We start from the raw sequence: 13,871 nt of genomic DNA on the forward strand, positions 1-13,871 counted from the left end.
TTCGGAATGCTGCGGCTTTCGGAACTGCCCCGAGTGGAGTCAGCGCAGCGATCCTCAGCGTCGCCTGATCATGTCCGATATCGTCATCCGGAATTTTACGGACGCAGTTGCGGTGTCCAGCGAATCGAACTTTCTGCTATCTCAATGTTGTGCAGCAGACGCAGTGAGCTTGTTCGAGACCCGGTGTTCGCGGACCGGTCTCAAGGGCTGCTTGCGCTGCGATCGACTCTTCATTTCACAAAAAAAGTTCACACGTCGCGCGAACGCCGACGTGTGAACAACAAATCGGCTAGATGCGTCACTAGCAGAATCGTTCACAAAAAAATCTGAAGAAGAAATCGTTCGGGGCAACCAAACGGGCGGGGCAGTGTTACAGTCAGTCAAACGTCAGCGCGAATATCTGGGCTATCGCGCCAGTGCATCGGAACCAGCCGGTTCCGGAAACTCGATGCCAACACTGATCGGCGCGGCGCTGATCGCCGCTGCAATCCTGCTGTCGACGCTGATCAACGCGATCGGCAGCCGCTACGTCGGGCTCGAGAGCCCGACGGAGGAGAGCGCGTGGCTGGTCGATCGGCTCACCGGCCAGGTCTACAAATGCCATGCGCCGCAGCCGGGCCGCGCCTCTTGCGAGGCCGAGCTTGCAACCGGCAGCGTCGGAGACCGGCAGAAGCGGTGAGGTGAGGCCCGCCGCAAGCCGGCAATCGCGGAACCCGGGACTCCCCCCACGCGCGAATCCCGCTACATTGCCGTGCGATGCCCCGCGCGACCAAACCCCATCCCCTGACCAAGCCTGAAGCCCGCCGCCTCTGGCTGCGGGCCCAGCGGCTCGACACCAGCGAGCCGTTCGGCGCCGGACCCGCGGCCGTGGCGGCGGCGGTCGATCATCTCGGCTACGTCCAGATCGACACCATCCACGTCATCGAGCGCTGTCACCACCACATTCTCTATAGCCGCATCCCGGCCTATGCCCGCGCCGACCTGCGGCAGGCCCAGAGCGTCGACAAGACCGTGTTCGAATATTGGACCCACGCGCTGTCCTATGTGCCGGCTAAGGATTTCCGCTTCTTCGTTCCGGCGATGCGGGAACACCGGCGCAACGGCCACAAATGGTTTGCCTCGGTCAAGCCCGAGGACACGCGCAAGGTGATGCGGCTGTTGCGCCGCGATGGCGCGCTGACCATCCGCGACATCGAGGACGACGTCCTGACCGAGAAGGAACATCTCTGGCAGAGCCGCAAACCTTCGAAACGGGCGCTGCAGCTTGCCTTCTACACCGGCGAGGTGACGATCTCCGAGCGTACCGGCATGCTCAAGACTTATGAGCTGATGACGCGGCATTTCGGCTGGGACAAGCCGCCGAAGCCGGCGAGCTCGGCCGACATCACCGCCTACCTGCTCGACCGCGCGGTGCGCTCGCAAGGCATCGTCAGCCTTGATTCGATCTGCCATCTCGACGCGCCGAGCAAGCCGGCGGTTCGGCGGCTGATCGAGGCGCGGGTGCGGCGTGGGGAGTTGGTGCCGGTCGCACTTGATGGGGCCGGCAAGCAGGAGCATTGGGCGAGGGCCGAGGTGCTGGAGGCGGCCTCGGAGGCGGGCGACGGCCCGGTGCACATCCTCTCGCCGTTCGATCCCCTGATCATTCAGCGCAAGCGCACCGAATTGTTCTTCGGCTATGGCCACCGCTTCGAGGCCTACGTACCGAAGGAAAAGCGCGTGTTCGGCTATTTCGCGCTGCCGGTGCTGGTCGGAGAGGACATCGTGGCCGCGATCGACCTGAAGACCGACCGCCAGAACAAAAAACTGCTGATGCAGAAATGGAGCTGGGTCGGTAAGGGCGCGGCGCGGGCGGCCCGCAAAGAGTACAAGCGCCGCATCGAGGAAGAGCTGCACCGCTTCGAGCGTTTTCAGCTGGCGGAATAGGTTCCTCCCTGGAACTGTGCGCCGCTGCGCTGGTTGGTTCCATGTTGCAAATCCCGGGAGGGCAGCATGGACGACACCAACAAGGACAAATCGATTCTGGAGAAATTCACCGACACGGTGAAGGAGATCGCGAGCACCGCGACCGAGGCTGCAAGCCAGGCGCTGAAGACGGACGAATCCGCCCTGAAGGCGGATGAACGCGCGGCGGCCTATGTGCCGCTCGCCGCCGACGGCCTCGTCTCCGATCCGCTGATGGTGCCGCCGGCTGCAGCCGCCGCGCCGCGTCGCAAACGCGCAGCAAAGGCGCGCCAAGCCGCAACCGCCGGCAGGCCTCGAAAGGCGAAAGCCGCGAAGTCAAAGGCCGGGAAGGCCGCGACAGCGGGAGCCGGGCGCTCAAAGAAAGCGGCGAGCCATTCCGCTGGCCGGAGATCGAGCGCAAAGAAACCGGCGGGGCGGGCGGCGAGAAAGACCGCAGCAAAATCGGCCGCAAGCGTCAGCAAGACCGCCAAGAAAACCGCAAGGAAAACGAGAGCTACCGGCAGGAAGACGGCGAAGAAATCTCGTGCGAAGGCACGGCGTAGCTGACAGTCTTCTCCGCGGCGACGCCAGGCCGCCGGCCAGCCCCCCATCTTTGGAATGCCCGCGTTACGCCAGCGCGGGCATCATGCGTTGCCAGCCGTGACGGCGCTCGGTAATTCCGGGAACAACAACAATCCTCGAAGGGAAACCCCATGAGCCAGCCCGCCGCGCCTGCTGCCAGCGAGATCGAAACATCCACTATTCGCACCATCTCGTGGCGGCTGATCCCGTTCCTGGTGCTGGCCTATTTCTTTTCCTATCTCGACCGCGTCAATCTCGGCTTTGCCGCGCTGACCATGAATGCGGACCTGAAGTTCACCCCGCTGGTTTTCGCCTGGGGCGCCGGAATCTTCTTCATCGGCTATTTCCTCTTCGAAGTGCCGAGCAATCTGGCGCTGGAAAAATTCGGCGCCAGCCGCTGGATCGCCCGCATCATGGTGACGTGGGGGATCATCTCGGCATTGATGGCGACGGTGAGCGGCGAGCTGAGCTTTTACATCCTGCGCTTCCTGCTCGGCGTGGCGGAGGCTGGCTTCTTTCCCGGCATCATTCTTTATCTCACCTACTGGTATCCGGCCGAATATCGCGCCCGGTTTCTCGCCGCCTTTGCCATCGCGGTCCCCGTTTCCACCGTGATCGGCGCGCCGGTCTCGGGACTGCTGCTCGGGCTCGACGGCATGATGGGCCTGAGGGGATGGCAGTGGTTGTTCATCATCGAGGGCATCCCGTCGGTGCTGCTCGGCATCGTCACCTGGTTCTATTTGACCGACAAACCGGAGAAGGCCAATTGGCTCACCGCCGAACAGAAGGCCTGGCTTTCAGCCAAGCTGCAGGCGGAGATCGCGACCAAGCAGGCCGTGCGCCATTTGACACTCGGCGAGGCGCTGTCGTCGCCGAAGGTGATCGCGCTCAGCCTGATCTATTTCGGCTTCGTCGGCGCGCTTTATGGCATGCAGTTCTGGCTGCCGCAGATCGTGAAGGCTTTCGGCCTGACCAATGCGCAGACCGGCTTCGTCACCGCGATCCCCTATCTGTTCGGCACCATCGCCATGATCCTGTGGGCGCGCCACTCCGATGCGGCGCGCGAACGCGTCGCCCATGTCGGCGGGCCGCTGCTGCTCACGGCGGTCGCGCTCGGCACCAGCAGCTACATTGCCGATCCCACGCTGACGATGATCCTGCTGACGGTGGCGGCGATCGGCATCTTCTGCACCTTCGCCGTGTTCTGGACGCTGCCGACGGCATGGCTGTCAGGCACGGCCGCCGCCGGCGGCATCGCGCTGATCAATTCGATCGGCAACCTCGCCGGCTTCGGCGGACCCTATCTGATCGGCTGGGCCAAGGAAACCACCGGCTCCACCTCGGCGGGGCTTCTGGTGCTGTCGCTGTTGCCGCTGGTCGCTGGCCTGCTCGTGTTCCTCGGCGGCCACGAGACCAAGACGGAGTTCGCGGGAGCGAAGTAGCTTGCCTCCGGTTAATCACGCCGGAACTCACGAATTAGTGTCTTCTGACGAATATTGACAATCGTCAGTGATAAATCGATAGTCTTCATCAGTCATCAGCCGATGGAGACTTCGATGTTCGCCCGTTCTATTTTTGCCAGCTATTACAGGCTCTTGACAGGAGCATCGTTGGCATTTGCGGTGTTCGCCCTGGCCGGCTGCAATGAAAAGGCGGCGGAAGCGCCTGCTCCCGGACGTCCCGTCCTGGTCGCCACGGTCCATTATGCGGCCGAAACCCCCGAGCGCAGCTTCGTCGGCACCATCCGCCCCCGGATCGAGACGGACATGGGCTTCCGGGTCCCCGGCAAGGTCGCCCGGCGCCTGGTCGAGGTCGGCCAGACCGTCGATGTCGGCCAGCCGCTCGCCACCCTCGATGAGGTCGATCTGAAGCTGCAGGCCGAGCAGGCCGAGGCTGAATTCCGTGCCGCCACCGGCGTGCTGGCGCAGGCGTCGGCCTCCGAGCAGCGCGCCAAGGATCTGCGCGCCAAGGGCTGGACCACCGACGCGCAGATGGACCAGAGCCGCGCCGCGGCCGACGAAGCGCGGGCGCGCTATAACCGCGCCGAGCGCCAGGTCGAGCTGACCAGGAACTCTCTCTCATATGCAACGCTGGTGGCCGATACCCGCGGCGTCGTCACCGCGACCCTGATCGAGCCCGGCCAGGTCGTCGCTTCCGGCCAGACCGCGGTGCGCGTCGCGCGCTTTGCCGAAAAGGAAGCGGTGGTCGCGATCCCCGAGACGCTGGTTGGCCGGGCCAAGTCCGGCACGGCTTCGGTGACGCTGTGGTCAGATGCGGAGAAGAAGTACACCGCAAGACTGCGCGAGATCGCGCCCTCGGCCGATCCGGCGACCCGCACCTATCTCGCAAAATTCTCGCTGCCGGAAGCCGACGACAAGGTCTCGCTCGGCATGACGGCGACCCTGACGCTCGCCGACGCGGCGAGCGAGCGCGTGGCCAAGCTGCCGCTGTCGGCACTGTTCAGCCAGGGCGGCAATCCCTCGCTCTATATCGTCGACGATGCTGGCGCGGTGAAGCTGCAGCCGGTCGCCGTGAAGTCCTACGAGAGCAATGCCGTCGTGATCTCGGGCGGCGTCAACGAGGGCGCCAAGGTCGTCGCGCTCGGCGTGCAGAAGCTCGATCCGGCGCAAAAGGTGCGCGTGGTGTCGGCGCTGTCGTTCTAGTCCCGTCATTGCGAGGCTTGTCTCGCCGTAGCTCGAAGAGCGAAGGCGGAAGCGAATATGGATGTTGGAGAGTGACATGAAGCGCTTCAATCTCTCGGGCTGGGCGGTGAGCCATCCGACCCTGATCCTGTTCCTGATGATTGTGCTCGGCGCCGCCGGCTTCTTCTCCTACCAGCGGCTCGGCCGCGCCGAGGATCCGTTCTTCACGGTCAAGGTGGTCAACGTCTCGGCGATCTGGCCGGGCGCGACCGCACAGGAAATGCAGACCCAGGTCGCCGACCCCATCGAGAAGAAGCTGCAGGAGCTGCCGTTCTTCGAGAAGGTGCAGACCTATTCAAAGCCGTCATTCACGGCGCTGCAGGTCACCTTCAAGGACTCCACGCCGCCGAAGGACGTGCCTTACCTGTTCTATCTCTTGCGCAAGAAGCTCGCCGACGTGCAGGGCCAGCTCCCCGCCGGCCTGCTCGGCCCGAACGTCAATGACGAATTTTCCGACGTCGATTCCATTCTTTACATGATGACCGGGGACGGCGCCGATTATGCGCAGTTGAAGAAGACCGCCGAGGGCATGCGCCAGCGCCTCCTGAAGGTCACCGGAGTCACCAAGGTTAATCTCTACGGCACCCAGGACGAGCGTATCTTCGTCGAGTTCTCCCACGCCAAGCTGGCGACGCTCGGTATCACGCCGCAGGCGCTGTTTGATTCGCTCGCCAAGCAGAACAACGTCACGCCGGCCGGCACGGTGGAGACCTCCTCGCAGCGCGTGCCGCTGCGCGTCACCGGTGCACTTGACGGCGCCAAGGCCGTTGCCGAAACCCCAGTCGAGAGCAACGGCCGCGTGTTCCGCCTCGGCGATATCGCCACCGTCACCCACGGTTTCGTCGATCCGCCGACCTTTACGGCCCGCCAGAAGGGCAAGCCGGCGATCGGCATCGGCGTCGTCACCGCCAAGGGCGCCAACATCCTCGAGCTCGGCAAGGACGTCGAGAAGGCGACCGCCGACTTCATGAAGGCCGTGCCGCAGGGCATCGAGGTCGAGCAGATCGCCGACCAGCCGAAGGTGGTCGAGCGCGCGGTCGGCGAGTTCGTCCACTCCTTCGTCGAAGCCTTGGCGATCGTGCTGTTCGTCTCTTTCGTGGCGCTGGGCTGGCGCACCGGCATCGTGGTTGCGATGTCGGTGCCGCTGGTGCTCGCTATTGTCTTCATCGTCATGAACGCGATGTCGATCGACCTGCACCGCATCACGCTCGGCGCGCTGATCATCGCGCTCGGCCTTTTGGTCGACGACGCCATCATCGCCGTCGAAATGATGGTGGTGAAAATGGAACAGGGCTGGGACCGTATGCGCGCGGCGTCCTTTGCCTGGGAATCAACTGCGTTTCCGATGCTCACGGGAACGCTGGTCACGGCCGCTGGCTTCCTCCCCATCGGCTTTGCCAATTCGGCGGTCGGCGAATATGCCGGCGGCATTTTCTGGATCGTGGCGATCTCGCTGGTCGCGTCCTGGTTCGTGGCGGTGATCTTTACGCCCTATATCGGCGTCAAGCTCTTGCCCAACATCAAGGTGCATCACAACCACGATCCGCATGCGATCTATGAGACGCGGATGTATCGCGGCTTGCGCGCCGTGGTGCAGTGGTGCGTCGATCACCGGATCAAGGTGGTGGCGGCAACGGTCGGCGTGTTCGTGCTCTCGATCGTCGGCTTCGGCCATGTCCAGCAGCAGTTCTTCCCGCTGTCCGAGCGGCCCGAACTGTTCCTGCAGCTTCGTCTGCCGGAAGGTACCGCCTTCAACGTCACAGAGAAGTCGGTCAAGAAGGCCGAGGCGCTGCTCAAGGACGACAACGACATCGCGACCTATACCTCCTATGTCGGTCAGGGCTCGCCGCGCTTCTGGCTCGGCCTCAATCCGCAACTGCCGAACGAGGCCTTTGCCGAGATCGTCATCGTGTCGAAGGACGTCCATGCGCGTGAGCGGATCAAGGCGCGGCTCGAGAAGGCCGTCGGCGAAGGCGAATTGTCCGAAGCCCGCGTGCGCATCGATCGTTTCAATTTCGGACCGCCGGTCGGCTTCCCGGTCCAGTTCCGCGTGATCGGCCCCGATGCCAACACCGTGCGTGACATCGCCTACAAGGTACGCGAGGTCATGAAGCAGAACCCGAACGTCGTGGAGCCGCAGCTCGACTGGAATGAGCAGTCGCCTTACCTGAAGCTTGTGGTCGATCAGGACCGCGCGCGGGCGCTCGGCCTCACCCCGCAGGACGTCTCGCAGTCGCTCGCCATGCTGATCTCGGGCGCGCAGGTGACGACGATCCGCGACGGCATCGAGAAGGTCGCCGTCGTTGCCCGTGCGATCCCCTCGGAGCGGCTCGATCTCGGCCGCGTCGGTGACCTCACTGTGACGTCACGCAACGGCGTTGCCGTGCCGCTGCAGCAGATCGCCAAGATCGAATATTCCCATGAGGAGCCGATCATGTGGCGGCGCAATCGCGACATGGCGATCACCGTGCGTACTGACGTCGTCGACGGCGTCCAGGCGCCTGACGTCACCAACCAGATCTGGCCGAAGCTGAAGGAGATTCGCGACCATCTCGAGCCCGCCTACCGGATCGAGCCCGGCGGGGCGTTCGAGGAATCCGCCAAGGGCAACGCCTCGATCTTCGTGCTGTTTCCGCTGATGGTCATGGTGATGCTGACGCTGCTGATGATCCAGCTTCACAGCTTCTCGCGTCTGTTCCTGGTCTTCCTGACCGCTCCGCTCGGCATCGTCGGCGCTTCGCTCGGCCTCAATATCGCCAACCAGCCGTTCGGCTTCGTGGCGCTGCTCGGCCTGATCGCGCTGGCCGGTATGATCATGCGCAACGCGGTGATCCTGGTCGATCAGATCGAGGCCGATGTTTCGCAGGGTCTGACGCGCCGGGAGGCCATTGTCGAAGCCACCGTTCGCCGTGCCCGCCCGGTGGTGCTGACCGCACTGGCGGCGATCCTGGCCATGATCCCGCTGTCCCGCTCCGCTTTCTGGGGCCCGATGGCGATCACCATCATGGGCGGCCTGTTTGTTGCAACCTTCCTGACGTTGCTATACCTGCCGGGTCTTTATGCCCTGTGGTTCAGGAAGAGCCTGGAAGAAAGCGGACAGCCCGAGCAGGCTGATCTTGCGGCGCAGCATGACGCCAAGTTGCATCCCAAGGGACCGCACGCGATTCCGCTTGCCGACGCTGCAGAATAATTGAACATTGAGAGCTGACATGACGCTTGTTTCAGAACACATCGAGACCGATACCCGGGAAAGGATTCTCGTGGTGGCGGAGCGTCTGTTCAGGCAGATGGGCTACCAGAAGACGACGGTGGCCGACATCGCCAAGGAACTGCGGATGAGCCCCGCCAACGTCTATCGCTTCTTCGATTCGAAGAAGTCGATCCACGAAGGCGTGGCCCGCACCCTGATGGGCGAGGTCGAGACCGAGGCGCGGCGGATCGTGGCCCAGCCGGGACCTGCGAAGCCGCGCCTGCGTGAACTGCTCAAGACCATCAATCGCATGAACTCGGAGCGCTATGTCGGCGATAACAAGCTGCACGAGATGGTCGCGATCGCGATGGAGGAGGACTGGGACGTCTGCGTCGCCCATATCGAATGCATCACTCGCATGATCGGCGAGGTGATCGCGCAGGGCGTAGCGTCCGGCGAGTTCGAGGCCCCCGACCTGCCGCTGGCCGCGCTCTGCACCTGCACCGGCATGATCCGCTTCTTCCACCCGCAGATGATTGCGCAGGCCGTCAACAAGCCGACCGCAACGATCGACCAGATGGTCGATTTCCTTTTCCGGGCGCTCGAGCCGCGCAAGGGGAATTGAGCCCTTCATGACTTGACTCCGCCGCCATTGCGAGCGAAGCGAAGCAATCCATCGGCTCCGCGCGACGCGGCATGGATTGCTTCGTCGCTTTCGCTCCTCGCTATGACGGAATAATCCCGCGTGACCCAAGACCTGCACTACTACGAGCCGAAGAACGGCCACGGCCTCAAACACGATCCCTTCAACGCCATCATCGCGCCGCGCCCGATCGGCTGGATCTCCTCGCGCGACGCCAACGGCAACGTCAATCTGGCGCCCTACAGTTTCTTCAACGCCTTCGCCTACATGCCGCCGATCATCGGCTTCTCCTCGACCAACTGGAAGGACAGTGCCGGCAACATCCAGGATACCGGCGAGTTCGTCTGGAATCTCGCCACCATGGATCTGGCCAAGCAGATGAACGCGACTGCAGCCCATGTCGCCCGCGACGTCGACGAGTTCAAGCTCGCTGGTCTCACGGCCGCGCCCTGCAAGCTCGTCAACGTGCCCCGCGTGGCGGAAAGCCCGGTTGCCTTCGAGTGCAAGGTGACGCAGATCCTGCAATTGCAGGGCGCCGACGGCAAGAAGGCGCAGGCCTGGGTTACCTTCGGCGAGGTCGTCGCCGTCCATATCGACAAGGCCTTCATCAAGGACGGCGTCTACCAGACCGGGCTGGCGCATCCGATCGTCCGCGCGGGCCGCCGCGGCGATTATTTCGAGATCAAGCCGGAAAACATGTTCGAGATGATCCGGCCGGATTGAGCGGCCAAGCAAGGCGGTTGCCCGGATGAGCGAAGCGACATCCGGCTGCGCCCCCTCAAGGAACTTCGCCCCGTCCAAACCTTTATCAGAGCGTTGTTTCGGAGATTGCCGATGATCCGTTTGCTCGCCGGGGTGATCCTGCTCGTGTCTTTGGCGCACCCCGCCGCTGCAGGGCCTGACGCGGCCGCGATCAACAATGCGGAGTTCAAAGGCAAGGCGCCGACCGACGACAAGATACATCCGGCCGTCGTCAAGGCGCAGGTTTTACTCGACCGCGCCAATTTCTCTCCCGGAGAAATCGACGGCAAGCTCGGCGAGAATGCCCGGAAGGCTTTGAAAGCCTTTACCGAAGCCAAGGGCCTCGCCGCAGGCAAGCAGCCGCTGACGCCGGAAATCTGGGGCGCACTGGTCGCGACCAGTTCGGATGCCGTCATCGTGGACTACAAGATCACCGAAAAGGACGCGAAGGGTCCGTTCCTGGAAAAGCTTCCGGCGAAGATGGAAGACATGAAGGGTTTGAAGTCGCTCGGCTACACCAGTCCGCGCGAAGCCATCGCCGAAAAATTTCACATGAGCGAGGCACTTCTTGCTGCGCTAAATCCGGGCAAGAAGTTCGACGAGGTGGACCAGACGATCTCGGTGGTGAACGTCGCGGTAAACGAGACGAAGGCAAAAGGCGATACCAAGGCGAACGAGGCGAAGCCGGCGGTAACGCGCGTCGAGGTCGACAAGACGGCCCAAACGGTCAAGGCCTTCGCGGATTCCCAACTGATCGCTTTCTTCCCGGCGACTGTCGGCAGCGCGGAGAAGCCGACCCCGAGCGGCACGCTCAAGGTGACCTCGATCGATGCCAATCCCCACTACGGCTACAACCCGGATTACAAGTTCAAGGGCGTCAAATCCAAGACCGCCTTTACCATCAATCCGGGTCCTAACAATCCCGCCGGCATCTACTGGATCGGACTTTCAGCGGAAGGATATGGCATCCACGGGACGCCGAACCCATCGAAGGTCAGCAAGGCGGAGTCGCACGGTTGCGTCCGGCTGACGAACTGGGACGTCGCCAAGCTGGCGAAGCTTCTGAAGAAGGGCTCGGAAGTATCGTTCATTGATCACGAAGCGGCGAACCGGAAGTGACTTCTTGCGTAAATCCCGGCCGGTCATTTGTCCGCGGTGAACGCGTCGTAAACCAGCGCCTTGAAGGCCGGCAGGATGCGACCGCGCTCGTTCTGGGTTTGCTCCAGCATGATGTAGACCATGTCCAGGCTGTGATCGACGCCGAAATAGGTGCCGCTGCCGCTGTCCCATTTGAGCTCGCCGATCGAGCCGGGCGGTGGTGGTTTGGCGTTGCCCGGATCGGTGCGTATGCCCAGGCCGTAGCCATAGCCAAAACCGTCGCCGGGAAAGTAGTAATAGTCCCGCCCAACGCCGGAGCCCGGCCCGACATGATCCGTCGTCATCGCCTCGAATGACGCCGGGCTGAGATAGCGTTTACCGTCGAATTCTCCGCGGTTGAGGAGCATCTGGGCAAAGCGCGCATAGTCGTTCAGGGTCGAGACCAATCCGCCGCCGCCGGATTCCCATTCCGGATGGGCACGCCGTTCGCGTTCCGCATCGAGCAGGATGGGATCGTTCGGCAACGGCTCCGCCATCCGCGCGCGTTCTTCGGCGCTGCCCAGAACGTATTTGGTGCTGGTCATGCCAAGCGGGTCCAGGATGTGCTGCTTCTCGAATTGATAGAGCGTCTGTCCGGATACGATCTCGATGATGCGGCCGATCACGTCGGTAGAGTGGCCGTAGCGCCAAAGCGTGCCGGGCTGTCTTGAAAGCGGCAGCCTCGCAATGCGCTCTGCAAACCTCTTGTTGTCGAACATGCCGTCGAACAGGCCGGACTCCTTGTAGGCTTTGTCGATCAGCTTGCCGCCGATGTAATCATAGGTGATGCCCGACGTATGGCGCAGCAGGTCCTCTATCGTCACCGGCCGGTCCGGCGGGACAAGTTTCAGATAGCGCATTCCGTCAACCATGGTCGAGGGTATCCCCACCTTGACGTCGGCGAACGCGGGAATGAATTTCGAGGCGGTGTCGGTGAGCGAAAGCTTGCCGGCGTCGATCAGCATCATCGCCGCGACGCTGGTGATCGGCTTCGTCATCGAGTGAAGCGCAAAGATCGTGTCTGATGTCATCGGCGCCTTTGTCGCGACGTCCTGCACGCCGAAACACTTCAGATAGACCGGCTTGCCGTGCTGCTGGATCAAAACGACGGCGCCCGGCAGTTTTCCGGTCGCAACCTCATTGTTGAAAAACTCGGTGATGCGTTCGAGCTTGTGTGGAGAAGGGGCGGGGACGTTGACCGCCGGATTGGCCGCCGCCGCGCCGGTCCAAATCGCCCATGACAACGCCGCGGCAAGAGCCTTTCCGGCGCGCAATCCCGCAGCGCGATGCAATGTCTGCCGAGCCGGCGTCTTCATTGGCTTGCCCCACGGACTGATTGATTTGTCGAGGAATTTGACGGCTGGCGGGTGCTTAGCATGTCGCTCACCTCATCGCCATGTGGGCAATCGCCCCAATCTGGCACCATGCATGGGACGAGGGCACGCCATTTTCAACTGCAAGCGTTGAAGCGGGAGTGAATCAAAAGCAGCTCTCGCAACGGGACGCCGTCCAGATTAACCTTGGGTTGCCAGGCCGGATCAACGGCCGGCGAACAGATTGGGAGGAGCGATGACACGCCCACAACAGGAGCGCGATCCGGAACGCGCGATTTCACGACGGAGCCTTGTCCGCTGCCTTGCGGTGGCCGCGGGCGCCACTGTGGCGGGAGCCGGTGGCGCGCTGGCCCAGGTCAGTGCTCAAGGCGGTCCTCCGAACGGTCCGGTGGCGCCGCCGTCCACAGTGACAAATCCGCCGCGCGATTTCAGTCCGCGTGGCGCCCCGACCACCTACTTCTGGGACCCCGACATCATCGCCGTCGATCCGTCCTTCAACAATCTTGCCCAGCCCAATACCGCAATCAAGCGTCTCAATACTGGCGTGTTGTGGGCCGAGGGACCGGCCTGGAGCGCGCAGGGACGTTACCTCCTGTGGAGCGACATCCCGAACAATCGGCAGATGCGGTGGTCGGAGGACGACGGCCACGTCAGCGTCTTCCGCACGCCCTCCAACAACTCGAACGGCAACTCGTTCGACTTCCAGGGACGCCAGCTCTCCTGCGAGCATCTCACCCGCCGCGTGGTGCGCTATGAGCATGATGGCACCGCCACTGTGCTGGCCGATTCCTACAACGGCAAGAAGCTGAATTCTCCGAACGATGTCGTCGCGCATCCCGACGGCAGCTACTGGTTCACCGATCCGCCCTATGGCGGCCAGCTTTATGAGGGTGAGCCGGATGTTGCGGGCGGTCCGACCAATGCCGATGGCAAGCTTAATCCGCGGATTGGCCAGCCGGCGGGCTTCGTGCCGGGCAAGCGCGAGCTGCCGACCAATTGCTATCGGATCGATCCCTCCGGCCGCATCGATCTCGTGGCGACGGAAGAGCAGGTGCCCGATCCCAACGGCCTCTGCTTCTCGCCTGACTACAAGAAGCTGTACGTCAGCTCCACCGGCAAGGGACCGGGCGACACCGGCGCGGGCGGCAAGGGCGATATGTTCGTGTTCGATGTCGGCACCGATAACAAGCTCAGCAACCAGAAGCGGTTCAGCGATTTCATGGTCGACGGCGTGAAGTGTGGACCGGACGGCATGCGCTGCGATGTCAACGGCAACGTCTGGGCCGCGAGCAATGCCGGCCGCGCCGTCGGCTATAGCGGCGTGACGGTATGGTCGCCGGAGGGCAAGCTGCTTGGCCGCATTCGCCTGCCTGAGGTGTGCGGCAACGTCACCTTTGGCGGCCCCAAGCGCAACCGCCTGTTCATGGCGGCGAGCCAGTCGCTCTATGCCGTGTATACGGCGACGCAAGGGGCGGGGCCTGGTTAACGCCGCTTGGTACTGTGCGAACCATCGGAAGCGCCGGCATAACCCGCCGGCGCTTCGTCGCATTGAGGCCCGCTGCTGGTCCTGCCGGCGTTTATTAAAATTTGTCGCAAACTGA

At 63.1% G+C, this 13,871-nt stretch carries 11 protein-coding genes; 10 read left to right on the plus strand and 1 reads right to left on the minus strand.

Annotated elements, in window-relative coordinates; all coding sequences use genetic code 11:
- Positions 1-448 precede the first annotated feature (448 nt).
- From RX331_RS07610 to RX331_RS07650, 9 genes are all read left to right on the plus strand, one after another.
- Positions 449-679 (plus strand): hypothetical protein, encoded by a 231-nt coding sequence (locus tag RX331_RS07610; RefSeq protein WP_317255991.1) that lies wholly within the window; start codon positions 449-451, stop codon positions 677-679.
- A gap of 77 nt (positions 680-756) precedes the next feature.
- The gene (locus RX331_RS07615) at positions 757-1,923 is read left to right on the plus strand and encodes a winged helix-turn-helix domain-containing protein (protein ID WP_317255992.1); all 1,167 of its coding nucleotides are present in this window, start codon (positions 757-759) and stop codon (positions 1,921-1,923) included.
- A 66-nt stretch (positions 1,924-1,989) separates the two neighbouring features.
- Positions 1,990-2,508, plus strand: coding sequence for a hypothetical protein (locus tag RX331_RS07620; RefSeq protein ID WP_317255993.1), 519 nt, complete (start codon positions 1,990-1,992; stop codon positions 2,506-2,508).
- A 146-nt stretch (positions 2,509-2,654) separates the two neighbouring features.
- Complete coding sequence (locus tag RX331_RS07625) at positions 2,655-3,965, plus strand: MFS transporter (RefSeq protein WP_317255994.1); 1,311 nt, start codon at positions 2,655-2,657, stop codon at positions 3,963-3,965.
- 114 nt (positions 3,966-4,079) lie between these two features.
- Positions 4,080-5,186: an efflux RND transporter periplasmic adaptor subunit gene (locus tag RX331_RS07630; protein ID WP_317255995.1), complete on the plus strand. Its 1,107-nt coding sequence runs from the start codon at positions 4,080-4,082 to the stop codon at positions 5,184-5,186.
- Between the two features lie 76 nt (positions 5,187-5,262).
- On the plus strand, positions 5,263-8,415 hold the full coding sequence (locus RX331_RS07635; protein WP_317255996.1) for an efflux RND transporter permease subunit: 3,153 nt from the start codon (positions 5,263-5,265) through the stop codon (positions 8,413-8,415).
- Between the two features lie 19 nt (positions 8,416-8,434).
- A complete protein-coding gene (locus RX331_RS07640) occupies positions 8,435-9,040 on the plus strand; it encodes a TetR/AcrR family transcriptional regulator (RefSeq protein ID WP_317255997.1) in 606 nt (201 codons plus the stop codon).
- A gap of 120 nt (positions 9,041-9,160) precedes the next feature.
- On the plus strand, positions 9,161-9,781 hold the full coding sequence (locus RX331_RS07645; protein ID WP_317255998.1) for a flavin reductase family protein: 621 nt from the start codon (positions 9,161-9,163) through the stop codon (positions 9,779-9,781).
- Positions 9,782-9,892: 111 nt separating this feature from the next.
- Positions 9,893-10,918, plus strand: coding sequence for a L,D-transpeptidase family protein (locus RX331_RS07650; RefSeq protein WP_317255999.1), 1,026 nt, complete (start codon positions 9,893-9,895; stop codon positions 10,916-10,918).
- Positions 10,919-10,941: 23 nt separating this feature from the next.
- Here RX331_RS07650 and RX331_RS07655 read toward each other — a convergent pair whose 3' ends face one another.
- The gene (locus tag RX331_RS07655) at positions 10,942-12,252 is read right to left on the minus strand and encodes a serine hydrolase domain-containing protein (protein ID WP_317256000.1); all 1,311 of its coding nucleotides are present in this window, start codon (positions 12,250-12,252) and stop codon (positions 10,942-10,944) included.
- 253 nt (positions 12,253-12,505) lie between these two features.
- Here RX331_RS07655 and RX331_RS07660 point away from each other — a divergent pair, with 253 nt between their 5' ends.
- On the plus strand, positions 12,506-13,756 hold the full coding sequence (locus RX331_RS07660; protein WP_317256001.1) for an SMP-30/gluconolactonase/LRE family protein: 1,251 nt from the start codon (positions 12,506-12,508) through the stop codon (positions 13,754-13,756).
- Positions 13,757-13,871: the final 115 nt, after the last annotated feature.

Origin of the sequence: Bradyrhizobium sp. BWA-3-5 (genome assembly GCF_032917985.1) — a bacterium.
Taxonomy (GTDB): domain Bacteria; phylum Pseudomonadota; class Alphaproteobacteria; order Rhizobiales; family Xanthobacteraceae; genus Bradyrhizobium.